This is a genomic window from Streptomyces sp. NPDC046939 (genome assembly GCF_040644575.1).
In the GTDB taxonomy this organism is placed as follows: domain Bacteria; phylum Actinomycetota; class Actinomycetes; order Streptomycetales; family Streptomycetaceae; genus Streptomyces.
In genome coordinates, this window is the sequence record NZ_JBEYWV010000001.1 from 370,685 (window position 1) to 391,913 (window position 21,229).

General features: G+C 72.7%; 25 protein-coding genes. 14 read left to right on the forward strand and 11 right to left on the reverse strand.

Annotated features, from left to right (window positions below; genetic code table 11):
* Positions 1-112: 112 nt before the first annotated feature.
* Together ABZ877_RS01825 and ABZ877_RS01830 are read right to left on the reverse strand one after the other, a co-directional pair.
* Positions 113-1,165 carry an adenylate cyclase regulatory domain-containing protein gene (locus ABZ877_RS01825; RefSeq protein WP_361062578.1) on the reverse strand — a complete coding sequence of 351 codons (1,053 nt, stop codon included), beginning with the start codon at positions 1,163-1,165 and terminating at the stop codon, positions 113-115.
* On the reverse strand, positions 1,162-1,611 hold the full coding sequence (locus ABZ877_RS01830; RefSeq protein WP_361062581.1) for a universal stress protein: 450 nt from the start codon (positions 1,609-1,611) through the stop codon (positions 1,162-1,164). Before ABZ877_RS01830 ends, ABZ877_RS01825 begins: the two co-directional genes overlap by 4 nt.
* A 150-nt stretch (positions 1,612-1,761) precedes the next feature.
* On the opposite strand from ABZ877_RS01830, the gene ABZ877_RS01835 reads away from it, so the two are divergent.
* A complete protein-coding gene (locus ABZ877_RS01835) occupies positions 1,762-2,820 on the forward strand; it encodes a sulfotransferase (protein ID WP_361062584.1) in 1,059 nt (352 codons plus the stop codon).
* A gap of 35 nt (positions 2,821-2,855) precedes the next feature.
* Positions 2,856-3,512, forward strand: a complete 657-nt coding sequence (locus ABZ877_RS01840) for a hypothetical protein (protein ID WP_361062587.1) — start codon at positions 2,856-2,858, stop codon at positions 3,510-3,512.
* Here the strand turns inward: ABZ877_RS01840 and ABZ877_RS01845 are convergent.
* Both ABZ877_RS01845 and ABZ877_RS01850 read right to left on the reverse strand, forming a co-directional pair.
* On the reverse strand, positions 3,454-4,119 hold the full coding sequence (locus tag ABZ877_RS01845; RefSeq protein ID WP_361062589.1) for an MSMEG_1061 family FMN-dependent PPOX-type flavoprotein: 666 nt from the start codon (positions 4,117-4,119) through the stop codon (positions 3,454-3,456). The genes ABZ877_RS01840 and ABZ877_RS01845 overlap by 59 nt on opposite strands.
* A gap of 81 nt (positions 4,120-4,200) precedes the next feature.
* Complete coding sequence (locus ABZ877_RS01850; RefSeq protein ID WP_361062592.1) at positions 4,201-5,073, reverse strand: alpha/beta hydrolase; 873 nt, start codon at positions 5,071-5,073, stop codon at positions 4,201-4,203.
* Between the two features lie 116 nt (positions 5,074-5,189).
* Between ABZ877_RS01850 and ABZ877_RS01855 the strand changes: the two genes are divergently transcribed.
* The gene (locus ABZ877_RS01855) at positions 5,190-5,741 is read left to right on the forward strand and encodes an AAA family ATPase (RefSeq protein WP_361062897.1); all 552 of its coding nucleotides are present in this window, start codon (positions 5,190-5,192) and stop codon (positions 5,739-5,741) included.
* A gap of 104 nt (positions 5,742-5,845) precedes the next feature.
* Positions 5,846-6,031: a hypothetical protein gene (locus tag ABZ877_RS01860; RefSeq protein ID WP_361062595.1), complete on the forward strand. Its 186-nt coding sequence runs from the start codon at positions 5,846-5,848 to the stop codon at positions 6,029-6,031.
* A gap of 81 nt (positions 6,032-6,112) precedes the next feature.
* Here ABZ877_RS01860 and ABZ877_RS01865 read toward each other — a convergent pair whose 3' ends face one another.
* Both ABZ877_RS01865 and ABZ877_RS01870 read right to left on the reverse strand, forming a co-directional pair.
* Entirely contained in the window at positions 6,113-7,078 is a 966-nt protein-coding gene (locus ABZ877_RS01865; RefSeq protein ID WP_361062598.1) for a chlorophyllase, read from the reverse strand.
* A gap of 131 nt (positions 7,079-7,209) precedes the next feature.
* Positions 7,210-7,812 (reverse strand): rhodanese-like domain-containing protein, encoded by a 603-nt coding sequence (locus ABZ877_RS01870; RefSeq protein ID WP_361062601.1) that lies wholly within the window; start codon positions 7,810-7,812, stop codon positions 7,210-7,212.
* Positions 7,813-7,892: 80 nt separating this feature from the next.
* On the opposite strand from ABZ877_RS01870, the gene ABZ877_RS01875 reads away from it, so the two are divergent.
* Positions 7,893-8,174 (forward strand): metal-sensitive transcriptional regulator, encoded by a 282-nt coding sequence (locus ABZ877_RS01875; protein WP_361062604.1) that lies wholly within the window; start codon positions 7,893-7,895, stop codon positions 8,172-8,174.
* 29 nt (positions 8,175-8,203) lie between these two features.
* On the opposite strand, the gene ABZ877_RS01880 is transcribed toward ABZ877_RS01875, so the two are convergent.
* The 3 genes from ABZ877_RS01880 to ABZ877_RS01890 form a co-directional block, all read right to left on the reverse strand.
* Positions 8,204-8,962: a sulfite exporter TauE/SafE family protein gene (locus tag ABZ877_RS01880; RefSeq protein ID WP_361062607.1), complete on the reverse strand. Its 759-nt coding sequence runs from the start codon at positions 8,960-8,962 to the stop codon at positions 8,204-8,206.
* Complete coding sequence (locus ABZ877_RS01885) at positions 8,959-9,306, reverse strand: rhodanese-like domain-containing protein (RefSeq protein WP_361062610.1); 348 nt, start codon at positions 9,304-9,306, stop codon at positions 8,959-8,961. The genes ABZ877_RS01880 and ABZ877_RS01885 overlap by 4 nt, the downstream gene beginning before the upstream one ends.
* Positions 9,307-9,815: 509 nt before the next feature.
* Entirely contained in the window at positions 9,816-11,198 is a 1,383-nt protein-coding gene (locus ABZ877_RS01890) for an MBL fold metallo-hydrolase (RefSeq protein ID WP_361062613.1), read from the reverse strand.
* A 144-nt stretch (positions 11,199-11,342) separates the two neighbouring features.
* Here ABZ877_RS01890 and ABZ877_RS01895 point away from each other — a divergent pair, with 144 nt between their 5' ends.
* Together ABZ877_RS01895 and ABZ877_RS01900 are read left to right on the forward strand one after the other, a co-directional pair.
* Positions 11,343-12,077: an SOS response-associated peptidase gene (locus ABZ877_RS01895; protein WP_361062616.1), complete on the forward strand. Its 735-nt coding sequence runs from the start codon at positions 11,343-11,345 to the stop codon at positions 12,075-12,077.
* A complete protein-coding gene (locus tag ABZ877_RS01900) occupies positions 12,074-12,727 on the forward strand; it encodes an ATP-binding protein (protein WP_361062619.1) in 654 nt (217 codons plus the stop codon). Before ABZ877_RS01895 ends, ABZ877_RS01900 begins: the two co-directional genes overlap by 4 nt.
* Positions 12,728-12,752: 25 nt before the next feature.
* On the opposite strand, the gene fabV is transcribed toward ABZ877_RS01900, so the two are convergent.
* Positions 12,753-13,973: an enoyl-[acyl-carrier-protein] reductase FabV gene (fabV, locus tag ABZ877_RS01905; protein WP_361062622.1), complete on the reverse strand. Its 1,221-nt coding sequence runs from the start codon at positions 13,971-13,973 to the stop codon at positions 12,753-12,755.
* A gap of 171 nt (positions 13,974-14,144) precedes the next feature.
* Positions 14,145-14,555 carry an NAD(+)--rifampin ADP-ribosyltransferase gene (arr, locus tag ABZ877_RS01910; RefSeq protein WP_361062625.1) on the reverse strand — a complete coding sequence of 137 codons (411 nt, stop codon included), beginning with the start codon at positions 14,553-14,555 and terminating at the stop codon, positions 14,145-14,147.
* Between the two features lie 157 nt (positions 14,556-14,712).
* Here arr and ABZ877_RS01915 point away from each other — a divergent pair, with 157 nt between their 5' ends.
* The 7 genes from ABZ877_RS01915 to ABZ877_RS01945 all read left to right on the forward strand — a co-directional run bounded on the left by ABZ877_RS01915 (position 14,713) and on the right by ABZ877_RS01945 (position 21,212).
* Entirely contained in the window at positions 14,713-14,958 is a 246-nt protein-coding gene (locus tag ABZ877_RS01915) for a hypothetical protein (RefSeq protein ID WP_361062628.1), read from the forward strand.
* 115 nt (positions 14,959-15,073) lie between these two features.
* Positions 15,074-15,922 (forward strand): STAS domain-containing protein, encoded by an 849-nt coding sequence (locus ABZ877_RS01920; RefSeq protein ID WP_361062631.1) that lies wholly within the window; start codon positions 15,074-15,076, stop codon positions 15,920-15,922.
* The gene (locus tag ABZ877_RS01925; RefSeq protein ID WP_361062634.1) at positions 15,919-16,299 is read left to right on the forward strand and encodes an STAS domain-containing protein; all 381 of its coding nucleotides are present in this window, start codon (positions 15,919-15,921) and stop codon (positions 16,297-16,299) included. Before ABZ877_RS01920 ends, ABZ877_RS01925 begins: the two co-directional genes overlap by 4 nt.
* Positions 16,296-16,715 (forward strand): ATP-binding protein, encoded by a 420-nt coding sequence (locus ABZ877_RS01930; protein WP_361062637.1) that lies wholly within the window; start codon positions 16,296-16,298, stop codon positions 16,713-16,715. The genes ABZ877_RS01925 and ABZ877_RS01930 overlap by 4 nt, the downstream gene beginning before the upstream one ends.
* A complete protein-coding gene (locus ABZ877_RS01935) occupies positions 16,712-17,788 on the forward strand; it encodes an ATP-binding SpoIIE family protein phosphatase (RefSeq protein ID WP_361062640.1) in 1,077 nt (358 codons plus the stop codon). The genes ABZ877_RS01930 and ABZ877_RS01935 overlap by 4 nt, the downstream gene beginning before the upstream one ends.
* Entirely contained in the window at positions 17,785-19,590 is a 1,806-nt protein-coding gene (locus ABZ877_RS01940) for a hybrid sensor histidine kinase/response regulator (protein WP_361062643.1), read from the forward strand. The genes ABZ877_RS01935 and ABZ877_RS01940 overlap by 4 nt, the downstream gene beginning before the upstream one ends.
* Complete coding sequence (locus ABZ877_RS01945; RefSeq protein ID WP_361062646.1) at positions 19,587-21,212, forward strand: fused response regulator/phosphatase; 1,626 nt, start codon at positions 19,587-19,589, stop codon at positions 21,210-21,212. Before ABZ877_RS01940 ends, ABZ877_RS01945 begins: the two co-directional genes overlap by 4 nt.
* Positions 21,213-21,229: the final 17 nt, after the last annotated feature.

The following is a 21,229-nucleotide window of genomic DNA, read 5'->3' on the forward strand; positions in this document are numbered from 1 at the left end:
GATAGCCGAACCCTGCCCCCAGTACGCGCCGCACCCGGGCCGGCTCACGATCCCCTCGCGCGCAGCGCACGCAGCGCACGGACCCGTCTCCGTATGGCCTCCACCGGTGTGGTCATCGACGGCGGGCCGCTCGCAGCAGTACAGGGCGCAGTCTGCTGTATCCGCGTACCGAGACCGGGCGCAGCACCTTCAGGTCGTACGTCGTCGTCCCGGCCAGCTCGCCCGCGAACGCCGTGTCGGCCAGGACCGTGTCGGGGCGGGCCACCGCGGTGAGCCGGGCCGCGATGTTCACCGCGGCCCCGTACACGTCGCCGAAGCGGTGGAGGACCGCGCCGTGGGCCAGCCCGGTCCGCAGGTGCGGCAGGCTCTGCTCGCCTTGGGCGCGGGCGGTCAGTTCCAGTGCGATCCCGGCGGCCTCGGACGCCGACCCGGACACGAAGAGCACCTCGTCGCCGATGGTCTTCACCACGCGGCCCCCGCCCTCGGCGACCACGTCGCCGCTCAGGCTCTCGAACCGGTCGAGGACGCGGGCGAGTTCCGCGCTGTCCAGTCCGCGGGTCATACGTGTGTAGCCGACCATGTCGGTGAATCCGACGGCCAGGTGACGAACGTCGGCGCCCTCGTGGGGCGGCCCGGGGGCGTCGTCCGGCACGGCCTCCGTCTTCGCCATGACCCCGTCCCCCGAACCACTCCGGCCCGCGTCCGCCTCGGCGAGCATCCGGCCCGCATAAGCCGCGAGGTGGCGGCGCCACACGTGCCGCTGCAACAGTTCGAGCTCCGCCACCAGCGCCGCGGCGTGCCGCGTCAGGGCGGCTTCACCACCCGGGGTGTCCAGGTCGTGGGTGAGCCACTGCCACAGGGTGTGCATCTGCCAGTCGGCGAGCCGGGACAGGTGGTGGCCGAGGGCGCGGGCCATCATCGTCTCGCTCTCCTCGGTGATGAGCCCGGCCGCGATGAGGCGTTCGCCCGCCCGCAGCGCGTCGACGTCGGCGTCGGTGAACACCCGCGCGTCGTCGTCGACGACCGGGAAGCCGAGCGCGCGCCAGATCTGCGCCGACCGCTCGGGCCGCACCCCCGACCGCTCGGCGATGTCCGTTCTCGTCCAGAGGCGACCGCCGCCCAGGAGCAGTTCCTCGACGGCCCGGCGCAGTTCGCCGGTGCTCATGTGGTGTGCACGATCAACACGTCGAGCCCGGCCTTCCTCGCGATGTCCGCGGGCACCGAGCCGAGGATGCGTCCGGCGAGGGAGCGCAGCCCGCGGTTGCCGACGACGATCAGATCGGCGGAACACTCCTTCGCGGTCCGGACCAGCGCCGGTACGGGCTCGTCCTGCACCGCGACCGTCCGCACGTCCACCACGCCCTCCGCATGTGCCTTGTCGGCGGCGGCCCGCAACGTGTCCTCGGCGGGTGCCGACCCCACCACCTGATATGCCTCGGCGCCCAACTGGTCCTGCGCAGCGGCGAGTTCGGGTCCGCGCATCGGGGAGTACGCGCAGGCGATCACGAGCTCGGCCCCGCAGGCGGCGGCGAGGCGGGCGGCGCTCGCGACCGCGGCGAACGACGACTCCGAGCCGTCCGTTCCGACCAGGACAGTCTGATAGGCGACCAAGGCAATCCCCTTACTCGGAAGTAAACTTACTTGGAAGTAAGGTAGGGCGTGGCGTGTGCGCCCGGCAAGATGCGGCGAAGCATGTGTTGTGGGGGTGTGCGCCCGTCGGCGTACGGAAAGCCTCGGGCTGTCCGCCGACGTCCCCGGAGAGTGATCTTGCGTAGCCTGACCTTCGTCATCGGAACGGGTCGCAGCGGTTCCACCGCCCTGTCCCGGATCCTCCACACACACCCCGACGTGCTCAGCCTGAACGAATACATGGCCTCGGTCGGCGACACGGCCTTCCCCGAGGGCCGGGTGTCGGGCGCGGAGTTCTGGGAGGCGCTCTTCCGGCCCACCCCCTACTTCGCGAGCATGATCCGCAGCGGGGTGCTGATGCCCGAGTTTCTCTACACGCGCCACCCCGGGCGGTACACGGCGGACGGCGCCGGGATCCCCGCCCTCTCCCTCATGGTGCTGCCTCACCTCACCGACGACCCCGACGGGCTGCTCGACGAGGTCCGGGCGGCCATCGTCGGCCGTCCCGAGCGGACCGCCGCCCAGCACCACGAGGCCCTGTTCGACTGGTTGTGCGCACGCTTCGGGCGGAGCGCCGTCGTGGAACGCTCCGGGTACTCGACGGGATGGGTGCCGAAGCTGCGCGCCGCCTTCCCGTACGCGAACTTCGTCCATCTGTACCGGGACGGCCCGGACTGCGCCCTGTCCATGAGCCGCCACCCCGGATACCGCGTGATCACGTTGATGCGTGAGATCAGGGAGCGTACGGGTGTGGACAACCTCGGCGACCTGACGCCCGCGCACGTACGCGCACTGCCTCCGGACTTGGCGCCTCTCCTGAACGAGCGGTTCGACCCCGCGCTCGTACGGGACCGGAACCTCCCCCTGAGCCGTTTCGGCGCCCTGTGGTCCGAACTCGTCACCCAGGGAGCGGAGTTCCTGGACACCCTTCCGGCCGGGCAGCGCGCGGTGCTCTCCTACGAGGACCTCCTCGACGATCCCCGGGCGGAACTCACCCGCCTCGCCGCGTTCGTCGGGGTCGAGCCGCACGCACCCTGGCTGGACGGAGCCTGCGCCCGGCTCGACAGCGGCCGCCGGGGGAGTGCCGCGCGCGAACTGACGGCTGAGGACTTCTCCGATCTGGCGGCGAGCTGCGCGCCGGGCACGCGGGTGCTGAACGCGCTACGGGGTGACGGGGACCGTCGGGGGTAACCGGGCGTGGACGGAATGGACGAAGGGGGTCGGGCATGTCCGGGGTCGGCACGTCACGCGCGAGCGACCTGTGGGGTGTGGTGCGGATCGCGCTGACCCTGCTGATGATGGCGGGGGCGGGCGGCTTCCTGGTGGGCGGGGTCATCGGCGAGGGTTCCGTCGAGACCGCGCAAGGCTTGCTGTTCGGTGCGCTCTTTGCGATTGCGGCCCTGGTCGTCGGCGTCTGCGCAGGATGGTGGGTGCGGCGCCGGGCCGCCCGGTTCGGGCTGGGCCTCGGCCGGTTCCTGCGGGTCGGCCGCCAGGTCCAGCGCGGCGAGGTCCCGGCCGATCCCGCGGAGCGTGAGGTCGCGGTCCACTTCGCCAGGCGCCACCGCCGTGCGATCCGTGCCCAGGGGCGCCGGTGGGTGCGGTACGCGATGGGCTTCGCCGCGCTGTCCTGGCTCCTGGGCGGCGTGGCACGGGCGGTCGACGGCGACTATGGGATGGCCGTCTTCAGCCTCGTCATGCTGGGTGTGTTCCTGGTCAACCCCCTCACGCTGCGTCGGCAGGAGCGGCACTTGGAGCGCGCCGAGCGGGCCCTCGGTCTGGACGAGCGGGCGGGGGACGCGTCCGACGCGGAGCGCGGGGCCGGGCTCACTCGTAACGCAGGCGCAGCGACTCCCGTTCGGCCTCCTCGATCTGCTCGACGGTGAGGTCGGGCAGATCCAGTTGGGCGCGCGTCACTTCGGCGCTGGTCGGCTGGGCGTCGGCGGGCAGCCACCGCTCCGGCCGCCAGGCGTCGGCGCGCATCAGCGACTTCGGGCAGTGCGGATAGACCTGCTCGATGCCGACCACGATCGCCGTGACCGGCGGTTTGCCGACGGGCGTGAGCCGGTCGAGCAGCTCCGGGCGCGCGGAGACACAGGCACGGCCGTTGACACGCAGGGTGGTCGGGCGGCCGGGGATGAGGAAGAGCAGGCCGACCCGTCCGGTCCGTACGATGTTGTGCAGGGTGTCGAGCCGCTTGTTGCCGGTGGCGTCGGGTATCGCCAGGGTCCGCTCGTCGAGCACCGAGACGAACCCGGGCGGGCCGCCGCGCGGAGTCACGTCCGCACGGCCCTCGGCGTCCGCGCTGCCGATGAACACCAGGGAGGAGCAGGCGATGAGCGCGCGGGTCTCCTCGGTCAGGTGGCCGGTCTCCTTGCGGATCGCGTGCGGGTTCGGCTGCGGGTAGAGCGCGCGGAGTTGGTCGGGGGTGTCGAGGGCGTCCGCCCGGAAGGACGCGTAGAGCGGGCCGGCGGTCGCCGTGTCGGTTGTCATGCGGACGACCCTAGAAGACGGCGGACGCGGAGAGGGGGCTGTGCATGACGCCGGCCGTCCCCAGGTGCGGCCCCTAGCAGGTCAGTTGAGCGCCGTGTGCTTCAGGATCGCGGACGCCAGCGGCTCGTGCACCTGCCGGGGGAGTGCGTGGCCCATCCGGGGTATCTCGACGAGGCGTGCGCCGTGGATCGCCTGGGCGAGGTGGTCGGGGTGCGGGGGCGGGAAGACCGGTTCGGCGGGGGCGGAGACGACGAGGGTGGGCACGGTGGTCCTGGCGAGTTGTTCGGTGCGGTCGAGGCCGGACGTGTCGGCGCGGCCGTGCGCGGTGTTCGTCCTGTGGTGCCCGGTGTGCTCGATGATCCTCGCCTCAAGAGCACGCGCGTACGCGGCGTCGAAGGGAAGCTCGTCCCCGCCCAGGATGCGCCAGTGCTCGACCCGCCGGTCCAGCTCCGCCGCGAGGTCCAGATCCGGTACGGGGCGGGACCACAGCTCCAGCAGGCGGGGTGAGATGCCGGGCAGCTCCTCCGGCGGGATCGCGGTCCCGTCCGGCCGGACGTACGGGGCGGAGCTCAGGGCGCAGGTGCCGATCAGGGTCGCGCTGAGCACCCGGCCCGGGTGGTCCGCGACCAGAAGCTGGGTGAGCATGCCGCCCAGGGACATGCCGACGACATGCGCCCGCTCGACGCCGAGGCCGTCCAGCACCGTAAGGGCGTCGTCCGCGAGTTGCCGTACGGGATACGGGTGCTGGTCGAAGGCCCAGGTGGAGCGGCCGGTGTCGCGGTGGTCGTAGCGGATGACGCGGTGCTGGGCGGCGAGCATGTCCACGAACTCGTCGGGCCAGCCCAGGCCGGACGCCTGCGCGCCCATGATGAGCAGTAACGGGGGAGCGTCGGCGGGGCCCCGGTCCTCCACCCAGAGGCGTATGCCGGGTTCTGCGTCGATGAAGCGTTCCATGGTGGGTCCTCCCAGGCGGACGGCATCTTCCCGTCACTCTATACTAGACGATACGTCTCGTCTAGCGCGTGGCGCCACAGACAACGCGACGCCGCCCGCGACGCCGCGGCGCTGAGGTGCGGGGCGTGGTCGGGACAGAGGAAACGCGGCTCGTCGTGGTCCGCGGCAACAGCGCCTCCGGCAAGTCCTCCGTGGCGGCCGGAGTGCGAGCGGGGTTCGGGCGGAACCTCGCCATCGTCGGTCAGGACAATGTGCGCCGGACCGTGCTGCGCGAACGCGACAAGCCCGGCGGCGCCAACATCGGCCTGATCGACCTGACCGCACGGTACGCGCTGGACAACGGCTTCCACGCCGTCGTCGAGGGCATCCTGTACGCCGACCACTACGCCGACATGCTGCGCGACCTGGTCCGTGCCCACCGGGGCGTCACCCGTTGCTACTACCTCGACGTGCACTACGAGGAGACAGTGCGGCGGCACGCGACCAAGCACGACGCCGCGTACCGGGCGTCCGTCACCGAGGAGCACCTGCGTTCCTGGTTCCGCGAGAGGGATCTGCTGCCCGGGGACCTGGAGACCGTCATCGGTGCCGCGAGCACGCTGGACGACACGGTCCGGCGGATCCTCCAGGACACCGGCCTGGACCAGGTGGAACCGGTCGAGCGCTGACACGTGCGGGCACGTGGAGGACGCTGTCCTCACGGGTCCGTCGAGTAGGTTGACCGGCGTCGTCCTCGCCGGAAGGGCGGGCAAGCCAGGGAGAGTGAGGCCGCATGGTGCAGGCGAAGAGATACGCCGAGTCGGCCGGGGCGGATCTGCACCAGGTGCGCCACGAGGCCGAGACCATCAGGAAGCGCTCGGCCGAACTCCGCTCCCAGGCCCGGGACCTGGTGCGCAAGAGCCGGACACAGCGACGGGCCCTTGAGGCGACGGCCGCGCTCCTGCGCCGGGGCCGCTGAGACGGAGAAGGCCGCTGCTCAGCTCGGCCGCGCCGCCTCCGCGCGGGACGGCCCGTCAAGGGGGCGTTAGCGTACGGGGCGCTACTTGCTGTCGATGCGCCCGGTCCCCGTACCCCTGTCGGCCAGGGCCGCGGCGGCCCTCTTCCACACGGGGTCGGAGGGGTCGAGCGCGCTGCGCAGATAGGCGGTGGTCAGGCGCTGGAGGACCGCGACGCGCTCCGGGTCCTCGTCCGTCGTCTCCGCGGCCTCCCAGTTCGGGATGCCGCCCAGGGAGTGTTCCGCGCCGAACAGGGTGAGCAGGTCGGTGGCTCCGGGGCTGTGCGTGTAGGCGTCGGTGAACCAGTCCGGGCCGCGGCTGGACATCTGGGACTGGTCGTGGTCCCCGGCGACCACGAGCGTCGGCGTGGTCAGCTCGGCGAACGACGGGTTCATGAACGGGAAGTGCTCCTTGGCGAACGGGTGCAGCTCCACGCCGCCGATCCCGGTCGCGGCCAGCAGCACGCCCGCCTTGATCCGCCGGTCCGCCAAGTCCTCGCCCGCGTTGCCGGATGCGTCGAGGATGCGGGCGCCGAGCAGCATCTGCACCGTCTGCGCTCCCCAGGAGTGCCCGGCGGCGACGACACGGCTCCTGTCCACCCGTCCGGCGAGCCCCGGTACGGCCGCCTCGACGGCGTCGAACTGGTCGAGGGCGCGCAGGAGGTCGTCGCGTCGCTCGGACCAGATTTGTCCGAACGCCGGGTCGTCGAGCGGAATCCCGTACCGCCGTGAGTCCAGGTGGGTCGGCTGTACGACGACGAACCCCCGCGACGCCCAGAAGGCCGTCAGCGGAGCGTAGCCGTCGAGCGACCAGCCATTGCCGTGCGAGAACAGCAGCACCGGCAGGTTCTCACCGCTCGCCGGCGCGGAGACCCGTACGTCGAGGGGACGGGCGCGGCCGGGCGCGTCCAGCGTGACGGGGGCGACGGACACGACGCGGTCGCCCGCCCCGACGATCTCGTCCAGGGCGCGCACGATCGGGGTGTCGGTTGTCGCGGGGGTGCTGCTCATGGGGCCATCAGTCCTTCGGGTTGCCTTCGAGGCACGAATGCCTACCGCCCAGCACGAGAAGCGGAGCGGTGCTCCAGATAATACGGAGCACCGCTCCGCTTTGCAACGGGTCGGTCGGTGGGTGCCGGGGCTCAGCCGGTCAGTGCCGCGAGCGTGGCATCCAGGTCGGTGGCCTTGGGGCGGTTGTGCGGGAGCTTGGCGAGGAGTACGGCCATGCCGCAGGTGTCGGTCAGGGCCGAGAAGACGAGACCGCCCGCGACGCCCGCCGAGAGCCAGCGGGCCCCGCTCCTGCGGCGGCCCGCGACCAGGCCGGTCAGGACCAGCGTTCCGGCGGCGAGGCGCACCTGGCGCTCCATGGCCCAGGCCGTGCGGGCACCGGCGGGGCGGTGGACGTCGTGGCCGAGCTGCGTCCAGGCGGTGGTGCCGCCGGTGAGGGTGGCGGCGCTGATGCCCCGGTCCGCCAGGCGTCGGCAGGCGGTCGCCGAGCGGGCGCCGGAGGCGCACCCGACGAGGAGGTCGCCGCGGCCCGCGGCGGTCTCCAGGGCGGGCAGGGCGGCGTCGAGGTGGTCGAGGGGGATGTTGTGGGCGCCGGGCAGATGGCCGGAGGCGTACTCGCCCGGAGTGCGCACGTCGATGACGGTCAGCTCGGAGAGGCGGGCGTGTGCCTGGTCGGCGGTGAGGGAAGGGGTGGTCGAGGCGGGGGAGGTGGAGGAGGTGGAGGAGGTGGGTTCCACGGGGGATCTTCCTTTGCTCTCATGAGTTGCCCCCCTTCGGTAGGGTACCCGTGGGGGTATCGCGCGAAGGAGTGTGGGCTGTGGACTTGGCGATGGCGGCCGAGGAGTTGAAGACGGTGGTCAACCGGTTGCGCCGGGCGCAGGGCCAGATCGCCGGGGTGATCAGGATGATCGAGGAGGGGCGGGACTGCGAGGACGTGGTCACGCAGCTCGCGGCCGCCTCACGGGCCCTGGACAAGGCCGGTTTCGCGATCATCGCCACCGGGCTCCAGCACTGCCTGACCGATGAGGACATGGCCGCGCCGGAGGACCGGGAGCAGATGCGGGCTCGCCTGGAGAAGCTGTTCCTGTCGCTGGCCTGAGCGACCCGGCACGCGCTCCCAACGCGGCTTCACACGACGGCGTCGAGGAGCATGAGGGCGGCCACGCCGAGCAGCAGGACCGCGAAGACGCGCTGCAACAGTGTGCCGGTGACCTTGGCGGCCAGCCGCTTGCCGTCCCAGGCGCCCAGGACGGCGGCGGCGACGAACGGACCGATCACCGACCAGTCCAGGGAGACGGCGGCGCCCGCGCGAGTGGCCAGTGAGGCCAGGGAGCCGGTCGTGATGACCAGCAGGCTGGTGCCGACCGCCGCCCTCATCTCGAACGCCAGCACCGTCACCAGCGCGGGCACCGCCAGGAACCCGCCGCCTACGCCGAGCAGTCCGGTCAGCGCTCCGAGCCCCGCGCCGGTGGCGGCCGCCCGGACCGGGCGGACTGTGCGCGGGTGCGGTCCAGGGTCGGGCGCGCGGCGGGTGGAGCGGAGCATACGGGTCGCGGCCAGGGCGGCGACCACGGCGAACGCCGCCGTCAGCAGAGGCTGGGGCAGGTGCGCCGCCAGGGCGCCCGCGACAGCGGCGGGAACCAGTCCGGCCGCCGCGAACAGCGCCCCCGCCCGCCACCGGACGTTCCCCGCGCGGGCGTGGCCGTACAAGGCGGTGAGCGAGGTGGCGGTGACGATGATCAGGCTCGCGGTGGTGGCCGCCGCCGGGGTGAAGCCCAGCAGATAGATCAGCGCGGGCACCGCGAGGACGCTGCCGCCCCCGCCGAGCGCCCCGAGCGCGAGCCCGACCACGGCACCGGCGAGCAGGGCACATATCAGCGCGCTCACGCGGCGCCGCCCCCGGTGACCGGCAGGCCCGCGCGGGCCCACGCGGTCATGCCGCCGACGACATCGGTGGCCCGCACCCCGCGTGCGACGAGCAGGGCGGCGGCGGTGCGCGAGCGGTTCCCGGAACGGCAGACGGTGATCACCGGCTTGCCTCGCGCGGCCCCGGGGAGGGCCGCCCCGTCCCGCAGGCGACTCAACGGCAGATGCACCGCGCCTGGCGCATGACCGGCCTGCCACTCCGGTGCCTCTCGGACATCCAGCAGAACGGCCCGCCCGTCACCGCTCAGCCGGTGCGCCTCGTACGGGGACAGCCGGTCGGAATCGTGAGGGAAGGGCGAGAACATGGTTCGGTCACTCCGTGCGGGTGGTGCGGGATCGGGGGGTCAGTCGTTGCGGCCGAGGGCGGGTGGGGATGCGACGGTCGCCGGGCGCGCTTCCCGTTGGCGCGGGGGCGCGGGGGCGCGGGTTCGGTGGTTCAGTCGTTGTGGCTGAGGGCGGGTCTGGTGGGGCTCGAAGGTTGTGGCGGTGTCGAGACTGTGGTCGACGGTCACCACGTCGCGGCCGGACGTGTCGAGCAAGGGAGGCGGGCGATCGCCGGGCGCGCTCCACGCCGGTGCAGGGCCGCCGGATCGGTAGCTCAGTCGTTCGGCCGAGGCCGGGTCCGGCCGGACGCGTCGAGCAGGGAAGCGGGCGACCGCCGGGCTTGCTCCCCGCTGGCGCAGGGCCGCCGGATCGGTGACTCAGTCGTTCGGCCGAGGCCGAGGCCGAGGCCGGGTCCGGCCGGACGCGTGAGCAGGGATGCGGTGATCTCCGGGCGCGCTCCCCGTCGCCGTGGCGCCGCGAGGTCGGTGGTTCAACCGTTGTGGTCGGCGCCGGGTCCGGTGAGGGTGAGGCCCGCCGCCGTGGCCGCGTCGAAGCTGTCGTCGACGGCCACTACGTCCCGGCCGCACGCATCGAGCAGGGACGCCGCGATCGCCGCGCGCATTCCGCCGGCGCAGTGGACCCACACCACCCCGTCCGGCACCTCGCCGAGGCGGCCGGGCAGTTCGTGGACGGGGATGTGGATCGATCCCGCGACGAACCCGGCCGCACGCTCGGAGTCCCGGCGCACGTCGAGCACGACCACCTCCGCACCGCGCCCACGCGCATCCGCGAGGTCGGCGAAGCGGGCGCGCGGGAAGGAGGCCGGTTGTTCGCCCTCGCGGAGCCAGGCGGCCGGACCGCCGATGGCGGCGGCGGCCGGGCGGTCGATGCCCACCCGGGCCAGTTCGCGCTGCGCGGCGGCGATCCGCTCCGGTGTCTCGGCCAGCAGGGTGACGGGCTTGCCCCACGGGATCAGCCAGGCCAGGTAGGTGGCGAGCTTGCCGTCGCCCTCGAAGTTGAACGATCCGGCCACATGCCCCTCGGCGAAGGCCGTACGGCTGCGCAGGTCCACGACCCATTCCCCGGCGGACAGCCGGGAGGCGATCTCGTCGGCGTCCGCGCGGCGCGGCGGGGTCAGGTCGACGGGGAGGGGGCCCGCGGCGTTGGCGGGGCCCATGTGCGCGTAGTACGCGGGCACGTCGTCCAGCCCGGCGAGCATCCGGGCGACGAAGGTGTCCACGTCCTGGGTCAGCGCCTCGTTGGTCGCGCGCTCCTTGCCGATCGTCGTCGCGTCCCCCTCGGCCTGGGAGGAGGAGCAGAAGCTGCCGAACCCGTGCGTGGGCAGCACCGGCACCTCGTCGTCCAGCTCGGCGGCGAGGCGGTGCGCGGAGGCGTGCTGGGCGCGGGCCAGCCTCTCGGTCAGCCGTGGTTCGACCAGGTCGGGGCGGCCGACGGTGCCGATGAGCAGTGAGCCCCCGGTGAACGCCGCGACGCCCCGGCCGTCCTCGCTCAGCGCGTAGGACGTGTGGTGCGGGGTGTGCCCGGGTGTGGACAGGGCGCGCAGCACCAGGCCCTCGTCGACCGTCACCGTGTCGCCGTCGGCGACGGGCGTGCGGGCGAACGACACGTGTGCCCCGGCCGGAACCAGGTAGCGGGCGCCGGTCACGCGGGCCAGCTCCAGGCCGCCGGTGACGTAGTCGTTGTGCACATGTGTCTCGGCCACGAAGGCGATACGTACGCCGCGACGGGCCGCCGCGGCGATGACCTGGTCGATGTCGCGGGGCGGGTCGACGACCACGGCGGCGCTGGGGCCGCCGGCCAGGTAGCTGCGGTTGCCGAGCCCCTCGAACTCCAGGGTGTCGATGAAGAACATGACGGAACGGCTCCTCTCGGACCTATGAGTACATCCATGAGTACCCCGGGGGGTATCTGTCACCGACCCTAACAGCTATACCCAGGGGGGTATTCCTCGTGGGGTGTTCCGCACGGCGGGTGCCGTGGATGGCACAGTGGCGGTATGTGCGGTCGATACGTAGCCACCCGTGGCCCCCAGGACCTGTCCCGCCTGTTCGACGTGGCGGACTGGCGGCCGGAGGAGACACTGGAACCCAGTTGGAACGTCGCGCCCACCGACGCGGTGTACGCGGTCCTGGAACGCTCGGAGCGGCACGGCCCGGACGAGGCGGGCCGTCGGCTCCGGACGCCGAGGTGGGGGCTCGTGCCCTCGTGGGCGAAGGACCCGAAGATCGGCTCGCGGATGATCAACGCGCGGGTGGAGACGGTGCACGAGAAGCCCGCCTTCCGCACCGCCTTCGCCAAGCGCCGCTGCCTGCTCCCGGCCGACGGCTTCTACGAGTGGGATCCCGTCAAGGACGAGTCCACCGGCAAGACACGCAAGCAGCCGTACTTCATCCGCCCCGCCGACGACTCCGTCATGGCGCTCGCGGGCCTGTACGCGTACTGGCGCAACCCCGACGTGACCGGCGACGACGACCCCGACGCCTGGCTGATGACCGCCACCATCATCACCACCGAGGCCACCGACGAGGCCGGCCGCATCCACCCGCGCATGCCGCTCGCCCTCGCCCCCGAGCACTACGACACCTGGCTCGACCCCTCCCACCAGGACACCGACGACCTGCGCGCCCTCCTCACCCAGCCCGCGGGCGGCCACCTCAAGACGCACCCCGTCTCCACGGCGGTGAACAACGTCCGCAACAACGGCCCGCATCTCCTGGACGCCGCCGCGTGATCCGGGCCGCGCGCACACCCAGGGCCTCTTGGCACACGACCACCCACGACTGGGCGAGCACCGTCGACCACGGACACCTCGCGCACATCCGTCACCACCCCGCCCGGTTCGCTCCCGGCGGCATGTCCCACCTGATCCTCGAAGTCGTCGCCTACGTGGCCGACGAGGCGGACGAGGCCGAGTGCGGTGACGGCGCACGGTGCCGGATCACGCTCCACGCCGACGGCTCCGTGGCCGTCGCCGACGACGGGCGGGGGACCGACACACGTATCGACGAACACGGCCGGACGGTCAGGAAGCCGGTGATGGCGACGAAGGACGTCCGCTTCTTCGACGACCCCGACGCACCACCGCTGCCCGACGCCCACCCCCGCCGCGGCATGTCCGTCGTGGCCGCGCTGAGCACCTGGCTCGTCCACACCAACCGCCGCCGCGACGGCTCCTGGACCCAGCGGTACGCGCACGGGGTGCCCGCGACCGGCCTCGAACCGATCGCCGGGGACGGCACGACCGGCACCGTCGTCCACTTCCTGCCCGACGAGACGCTGCGCGGCACGACGCGCGAACTCAGCGCCGACGAGCTGGCGCGCCTCGCCTCGGCATGGCCGCGGCTCTCCGTCGAGATCGACGACCGGCGGTACGGGGACTGACACCGGCTGCCCCCTGGCGTTCGGCTCAGGCGGTCGGGGCGGGCCAGGGGACGTCGGTCTCGACGGTGGCGCCGTAGTCGACGCCGGGGACGGAGAACCCGTACAGGCGGCGGACCTCGTCGGTGAACCAGTCGAGGTCGGCGAGTTCCGTGAGGGTGTCCCCGGTGACGGCGGACCAGCGCTCCGCGACGGCCTCCTGCACGGCGGGGTCGAGTTCCCAGGCGTCGAGGCGGACCCGGCCCTCGGTGTCGAGGTCGAGGGGGCGGACGCCGGTCAACCGGTCCCACAGGTCGGCCAGTTGGCCGACCGGCGTCACCATGGCGTCGCCGAGGACGCCGCGCAGCAGCCCGACGTACAGGGCGATGCCGGGGACGGCGGTGGAGGACTGGGTGACGGCGGCGCCGTTGACGGACGTGACGGCCCGGCCGCCCACGGACTTGGCGAGGCGCTCGTCGAGCGCGCGTGCCGTGGCCTCCAGATGGGCCTTCGCGGCGCCGATGGTGCCCTGCCGGTAGATCGCCGCGTTGAGCGGCGACCCGATGTAGGACAGGGCGGCGGTGGTGAAGCCGTCGGCGAGCAGGGACCGGCCGGACAGGTGGCTGATCCACCGCTCCCAGTCGGCGCCGCCCATCACCGCCACGGTCCGCTCGATGTCGTCGCCCTCGGCCGGCGCGGTGGTGACGTCCCTGACCCCCGGCGCGCCGTCCTCGTCGAAGACCAGCGTCTTGGTGGTGTACGGCGCGCCGATGGGCTTGAGGACCGAGGCGTGCACGACGCCGGTGTCCGGGTCGGTGCGGCGGGGCGCGGCCACGGAGTAGACCAAGTGGTCCAGCCGTCCGCCGAACCGTTCGGCCAGGACCTCCGCGACCTGGTCCTTCATGGCGTCGCCGAACGCGTCGCCGTTGAGGAAGACCATGTCGTGCCCGTGCCGGCGGGCGAGCCGGGCGGTCGCCGCGGTGCGGTACCAGCCGGCCGTCGCGGTGCGGCGCCCGGGCCCCTTCTCGAAGCAGACGCCGATCCCGCGGACGCCGGCCCGGGCCAGGCCCGCGATCGTCGCGGCCAGGCCGTACCCGGCGGACGAGCCGATGACGAGAGCCACCGGGCCGTCGCCGTCGCGGTCGGCGACGGCGGGGGAGGGGGCGGGGACGGCCCGCCACATGTCGTCGACCAGGCGCGCGCAGCCGCCGGGATGGGAGTCGACGAAGAGGAAGCCCCGGCTCTTGGGTGCGATGACGCGTTCGCTCACGGTGGTGTCCCAGGTGTCGTCGCGGACAAGGACGCGGCGACCGCGTCGGCCGCCCGCCCTGTCAGTCTGCGGCTGTACGCGCACACACGGTGACCTTGGTTGCCACAACGATGGGCGGCCGGGCTTGGCGGGTTCCCCACTGGCTCGCACCGGCGGCCCGGCGGGCCGCCCTCAGTTGATGATCTCGGCGCGGCCCTCGGAGCGCATCGCCGCCAGCCGCTCCCGCCACATGCGCAGGGCCTCGGGCGTCTGGCGCGTCCAGTCGGTGACCTCGCCGACGATCCGGAGCGGGTGCTTGCTGCGGTAGGAGCGCGTGGGGTTGCCGGGGAACTTCTTGTCGGTGACGTTCGGGTCGTTCTCGAACTCGCCGGTCGGCTCGACGACGTACACGCGTGGCGCGCCGTCCCCGGCGGCGAGTTCGGCGGCCAGTCCCGCGCCGTCGCGCAGCGCCGTGAAGTAGATGTGGTTCATCACGATCTCGGGCCGGTAGTTGGACCGGAAACCGGCGGTGAGCCGGTCCCCGACCCGCAGGTCGGCCTTCGTGCCGTGAAAGAAGGGACCTTCGTCCAACACCTCGCTCATCGCGGCAGGTTACCAATCCCCCGGCAGGTTCCTCATGGTCGATGTGGGGTACAGGGATGTTCTGGTTCCGGGATGGGGGTGTGGCGTGCGGGGTTTCTGGGAGCGTCGAGGGACGCAGCGTGCGCAGGGAGCGCATGCGGCGCATCGTGAGGCGCAGGTGCGGACCGCGGCGGACATCGCGATATCGCGGGCGTTGCGGCGTACGGCCAGGGCGACGGCGGAGGGGCAGGCGCGGCGTGAGCCGGTGCTCGTGGCCGATGTCGCGCTCGTGGCCTGGGAACACTTCGGGATCGAGACGAGCGGGGACGAGGCGGCGGCGGTGCTGCGCCAGCGCTTCGCGCTGCGCGGGTGCGCGACGGAGCTGGCGACGGACGCGTTCGAGAACGATCCCGGCGGGCGCTGAGCACACGCCCGTAATGTCCCGAAAGGCCGGTGACGGGGGGTGACGCCGGAATGAGCCCCGCCATGACGTATCCTCAGCCGGATTGACCATTTGAGCATCCGGTTGAAGGGCTGACATGGCGAGCGAGATAGGCGCACAGCGTCTGCACGAACTCCTGACGAAGCAGCGCGAGGAGTTCGTCGCGACGTGGGTGCGCACCGTGGGCGCGACGCTCCACGGCCGGCTGAGCGACGCCGAGCTGGCTCGGGAACTCGGTGAACTGTACGACGCGCTGGCGAACGCCGTCGCCGCGGGCGGCCTCGCCGGGCGGGGCAGCGCCTTCGCCGAGGTGCGCAGCCTCCTCGTGGAGCTGTCGCGCAACCGCGCCCGGCAGGGCTTCACCCCGACCGAGACCGCCGTCAGCGTGTTCGCGCTGAAGCAGGTCCTCGAGCCGAGCCTGACCGGTGACAGCGCGCAGAGCGAGGCCTACCTGGCCCTTGCGCGCCTCCTGGACGACCTCGGTCTGTTCACGGTCGAGGAGCACGCCCGTACCCGTGAGGAGATCATCTCCTCGCAGGCGGAGCAGTTGCTCGAACTGTCGACGCCGGTCGTGAAGCTCTGGGAGGGCGTCGTCGGCGTGCCCCTGGTCGGCACGCTGGACTCGGCCCGCACCCAGGTGGTGATGGAGAAACTGCTGCAGGCGCTGGTGGACTCCAACTCCACGCAGGCCATCATCGACATCACGGGTGTCCCGACGGTGGACACCCAGGTCGCCCAGCACCTCCTCAAGACGGTCGTGGCCGCGCGGATGATGGGCGCGACCTGCACCATCTCCGGTGTGCGTCCGCAGATCGCGCAGACCCTCGTGGCGCTCGGCGTCGAGTTCGGTGACATCCCGACGAAGGCGACCCTGGCGGACGCGTTGCGGTTCGCCCTCGCCGACGCGGAACGCCAGCGGGCCCTGGCGGCCGGGGGCACGCTGTGAGCGAGCGGGTTCCGATCATGAAGATCGGTGACGTGCTGCTGGTCTCGATCCAGACGGACCTGGAGGACCAGACGGTCCTCGACCTGCACGAGGACCTGTCGGAGCGGATCGTGGCGTCCGCCGCCCACGGCGTGATCATCGACATCTCCGCGGTGGAGATCGTGGACTCGTTCGTGGGCCGGATGCTGGCGACGATCGCGTCGATCTCGCGCATCCTCGGCGCCACGACCATCGTGTGCGGCATGCGCCCCGCGGTCGCGATCACGCTGGTGGAGCTGGGTCTGTCGCTCAAGGGCGTCCGCACGGCTCTCAACCTGGAGCAGGGCCTCGCCCTCCTGCGCGGACTGCGTGCTGCTGAGTCCGGCGTCCAGGCATGAGCGAGTACGGGGCCGAGGGCGCCCCGGTGGAGTCGGTGTCCGTCGCCGGCAACTCGGACGTCGTCACCGCGCGCCAGATGGTCCGCACCATGGCCCAGCAGGCGGGGCTGCCGCTCGTGCAGCAGACCAAGCTGGTCACCGCCGCCAGTGAACTGGGCCGCAACATGGTGGTGTACGGCAAGGGCGGAGTGATCCGCAGCCGCATCACCACCGAGGGCAGCCGCAGGGGCGTATGGGTGGAGTTCCAGGACCAGGGCCCTGGCATACCCGACGTCGACCTGGCGCTCACCGACGGATGGACGTCCGGCGGCGGCATGGGCCTCGGGCTCAGCGGCGCGCGCCGGCTGGTCGACAAGTTCGACCTGGAGACCGGGCCGCAGGGCACGACGGTGAGAGTGGTCAAGTGGAACCGGTGAGCAGTTTCCTGGTCATCGAAGCCGAGGACGTGGTGTGGCTGAGGGCGGGCAGCGCCCTCGCCGCCACGGCCCGCCGGGAGGCGGCCGCGCTCGCGACCCGGATCGGCCTCGCCGAGAGCCGCGTCGCCGAGGTGTCGCTCGCGGTGACCGAGATCGCCACCAACCTGATGCGCCACGCCGACGACGGAGCCATAGCCCTGCGCATGAGCAGGATGGGCAACCAGGTGGCCGTGGAGTGCCTGTGCCTGGACACCGGCCCCGGCATGGCCGACGTCAACGGCGCGGTGCGCGACGGATACTCCAGCGGCGGCACCCTCGGCATCGGCCTCGGGGCGATCGAGCGGCTCGCCGACACCTTCGACGTGCACTCGCTGCCGGGGCGCGGGACGGTCCTGTTCGCCCGTTTCCACGGCGAGCGCCCCCTCTCGTACCGGGTCGGCGGCGACGGGGCCACGGACGAGGACGGCACGCGTCCCGTGGCGGCCGGACTCACGCGGCCGATCAGCGGGGAGACCGTCTGCGGCGACACCTGGGCGGTGCGGATCACCGCCGACGACGCCCGCGGTGACGGTCCGGTGATGGTGCTGATGTGCGACGGACTGGGCCACGGGCCGCTGGCCGCGCGGGTCGGTGAACGCGCGCGCCAGATCTTCCGCCGGTCGGCGGCGGTCCACCCCCACGACGTCCTGCGCCAGCTGCACGACGGGCTGCGGGGCACCCGGGGCGCCGCCCTGGCGGTCGCGCGCCTGGACCCGCGGGCCGGCCGCGTCGACCTGTGCGGCGTCGGCAACATCAGCGCGTTCATGGTCGAGCCGTCCCGGCGCTCGGCGCTGCTGTCGCATCCCGGGATCGTGGGCGTGCAGATGCCCACCGTCCGCACCTACTCCGCCGACCTCGTGGCGGGCAGCGCCCTCGTCATGCACTCCGACGGGCTGCACCAGCGCTGGTCGCCCGCCGACCTGCCCGGGCTGCTGTGGCGGCACCCCGCGGTGATCGCCGGCCAGATCCTCAACCAGGCCGGAATGCGGCGCGACGACGCGGGCATCGTCGTCGTCCCCGTACCCTCCCGATGACCGGGGCCCCGGTGGCGTACGAGCTGTACGCCACCGCGCTGGAGGACCAGCAGAGCGTGCTCATGATGCGCCGCTGCCTGCAGGCGGTGTGCCGCGCCGCCGGGGTGCGGGGATCCGCGCTGGTACGGATGGCGACGGTCCTCAGCGAGGCGGGCCAGGACCTGCTCGGGGCCGAGGGGCTGAACGGACGCCTGGACCTCGTCGCGGCGACCGGCGGACTGCGCGTCGAGGCGCGGCTCGCCTGGGGCGGTCCGCGACCGCTGAGCAGGGGCGTCGCCGCAGCCGCCGAACGGCTGCTCGACACCGTGACGGTCGCCGCGGACGGACACGGCGTCGTCTTCGCCCAGCGGACCTCCGCGCAGGGGAGCCCCGACGAGACGGCGGCCGCCTGCCGCCTGGCCCTGCGGACCGTCGACGGCGTCGACCTCGGCGAGGTCCTGCGGCTCCAGAACCGGAACCTCCTCGCGGCGTTGGAGGAGTCCCGCAGCCAGCAGGAGGAACTCACGCGCCTGAACGCCGAGTTGGAGGAGACCAACAGCGGCGTCGTCGCCATGTACTCCGAGCTCGCCCGCGAACTGGAGGAGACCAACAGCGGGGTCGTCGCCCTCTACGCCGAACTGGAGGACAAGTCACGCCAGTTGCGCGAGGCGTCGGAGTCCAAGACGCGGTTCTGGGCCAACGTCAGCCACGAACTGCGCTCCCCGGTCAACTCCGTCATCGCCCTGACCCGGCTGCTGCTCGCCCCCGAATCGGACCGGCTCACCGACGAGCAGCGCCAGCAGATCACGATGATCTCCGCCTCCGGCACGACCATGCTGGCGCTCGTCGAGGAACTCCTCGACGTGGCCAAGGCGGAGTCCGGCCGCCTCGACCCGCACTGGGCACCCGTCGACCTGCGTACGCTGCTGCACCTGCTGCGGGGCACCATGCAGGGCATGACCCGCGCGGGCGTCACCCTGCGCATCGCGGACCCGCACCTGCCCGTGCAGTTGATCAGCGACGAGGTCATCCTCACCCGGGTCCTGCGCAACATCCTGTCCAACGCGCTGAAGTTCACCGAGAACGGCGAGGTGGACCTGGAGGTCGCCGCCGAGCGGCGCGACGACGCGGACTGGTTCGTGCTGAGCGTGCGCGACACCGGGGTGGGCATCCCGCAGGACCAGGTGGAGAGAGTCTTCGAGGAGTTCTACCAGGTGCGGGGGCAGCACCAGCGCGGTCGCGCCGGTACGGGCCTCGGGCTGCCCTACGCCCGACGGCTGACCAGCATCCTCGGCGGCCGGCTCACCCTCACCAGCCGCCCCGGCCACGGCACCCGGGTGACGGTCGAGCTGCCCGCCCGGCCACCCGTCACCGAGCCCGCCGCCGACGCGCCCGCGGCGCCCCGCCCCCGCCACGCCTTCGCCTCCGCCGTCGTCATCGACGACGACCCCGCCTCCCTGACCGCGCTGCGCCCCGTCCTGCGGGAACTCGCCGCACAGCACACCGAGATCAGCGACAGCCGCCACGCCATGGACACCATCAGGCGACTGCGCCCCGACGCCGTCCTCATCGACCTGATGATGCCCGCACCCGACGGCTACGCGCTCCTCGCCGCACTCGACGCCGACCCCGCCACCGCACACCTGCCCGTCGTCGTCCTCACCTCCGCCGACCCGCACGAGATCGACCACACACGGCTGCGCGGCCGGACGATCCTGTCCAAAGCACACCTCACCGCCGCCGCCCTGACCGCCGCCCTCGCCCCCACCGGGGAAGGCAGCGGAGAAGCGCCGTCGCCCGACAAGGACGCCGATCAGCCATGACGCACACCGCACCCGACGGCGGGCCCGCACTCGTCCTGGTCGTCGACGACAACCCCATCGCCCGCTACGTCCTCGGCACCACCCTGCGCCGGGCCGGACACGACATCATCGAGGCCGAGGACGGCACCACCGCGCTCGAACTGCTCCGCACGGCACCCGTCGTCCCGGAAGCCGCCATCATCGACGTACAACTGCCCGACCTGACCGGCTTCGAGGTGTGCGAACGCATCAAGTCGCACCCCCGCACCGCGGGCGTCCCCGTGCTCCACATCTCCGCGACCGCCGTCAGCGCCACCGACCGCACCCAGGGCCTCAACCGCGGCGCCGACGCCTACCTCACCGAACCCATCGCCCCCGACGAACTCATCGCCACCCTCTCGGCCACCCTGCGCTACACCCGCGCCCGCCGCCGCGCCGAGACCCTCGCCGAGCGGCTCCACCAACTCCACGGCACCACCCTCGCCCTCTACAGTGCCCCCGACACACCCGCCCTCGCCCGCGCCGCCGCCGTCGGCGCCGCCACCGTCCTCAGCCGTCCGGCCACCGTGATGCTCACCGCGCCCGACGGCACCGTGCACACCTCGCGACACCCGCTCACCTCCGCCGAGCCGGACGCACACGTGCTCGCCGAGGCGTCGGCGCTGCTGAGCGGAGGCGGCGTCCACGTCGCCCCCCACACCTCTTCCGTCGACGGCCGCCGCTACCTCCTCGCCGCGGCCCGCACCAAAGGCGCACGCCCGCCCACCTGCATCGTCGTCCCACACCCCGCCGCCCCGTCCGACGCCGACACGGTGGAGACACCCGGCACCGAACACTCCTCCCAGGACGACGAGGAACTCCTCGGCCAAGTCACCCACACCACCGCCCTCGCCCTGGAGACCCTGCGCACCTACAGCGAGGAACACACCCTCGCCCTCACCCTCCAGCGCAGCTTCCTGCCCGAGGCGCTCCCCGACACACCCCACGCCCGGCTCGCCGTCCGCTACCTGCCCGCCAGCGAACACACCGAGATCGGCGGCGACTTCTACGAGGTCCTCACCACCCCGGGCGGTCTCATCACCGCCATCGGCGACGTGGCCGGGCACTCACTCGAAGCCGCGATGATCATGGGGCAGCTCCGGCACGCCCTGCGGGCCTACGCCCTCGAAGGGCACCCGCCGCACGTCATCCTGCAACTCCTCGACACCCTCCTCACCACCGTCGCGCCCGGCGTCACCGCCACCCTGTGCATCACGCTGCTGGAGACCGACACCGACTCCGGCACGCGGACCCTCCACATCGCCAACGCCGGACACCTGCCGCCCCTGCACCTCCGCCCGGCCGCCGCACCCGCCTACCACCACGAACACGGCCCGCTCCTCGGCCTCAGACTTCCCCAGCCGCCCGCGAGCACCCTCGCCCTGCACCCCGGCGACCTGCTCATCCTCACCACCGACGGCCTCATCGAGCACCCCAGCGAACACCTCGACGTGTCCCTCGACCGCCTGGCCGCCATCGCCGCCAAGGGCCCCGAAGCCCCCGAGGACATGTGCAACCACCTGCTCACCCACCTGCCGCCGACCGGGCGTGACGACGTCGCGCTCATCACCCTCGCGACCCGCGAACCCCGCGCCGCGAAGTGATCCGCTCAGCCGACGCG